Annotated in this window: 2 tRNA genes; both read left to right on the top strand. The window is 52.2% G+C overall.

Annotated features, from left to right (window positions below):
* Positions 1 to 2 precede the first annotated feature (2 nt).
* Positions 3 to 95, top strand: a tRNA-Ser gene (locus tag TW81_RS18660).
* Positions 96 to 175: 80 nt separating this feature from the next.
* A tRNA-Arg gene (locus TW81_RS18655) sits at positions 176 to 252 on the top strand.
* Positions 253 to 295: the final 43 nt, after the last annotated feature.

Below are 295 nucleotides of genomic sequence, written 5' to 3'. Positions count from 1 at the left end.
ACGGTGAGGTGGCCGAGAGGCTGAAGGCGCTCCCCTGCTAAGGGAGTATACGGTTTGTAGCCGTATCGAGGGTTCGAATCCCTCCCTCACCGCCATTCTTGCATTCTTCTTTACTAAGAAGAATTGCTCTTAGGAGCAGCTTTAAAACAAACTTTCTTTAGCAAGAAAGCATAGCGCGTCCTTAGCTCAGCTGGATAGAGTACCTGGCTACGAACCAGGCGGTCGGAGGTTCGAATCCTCCAGGACGCGCCATAATTCCTTACCAGGGAATTAAACGGTGAGGTGGCCGAGAGGC

It is taken from the genome of Vibrio galatheae (assembly GCF_000967545.1).
GTDB lineage: Bacteria > Pseudomonadota > Gammaproteobacteria > Enterobacterales > Vibrionaceae > Vibrio > Vibrio galatheae.
This window is presented reverse-complemented; position numbering and strand designations above follow the sequence as displayed.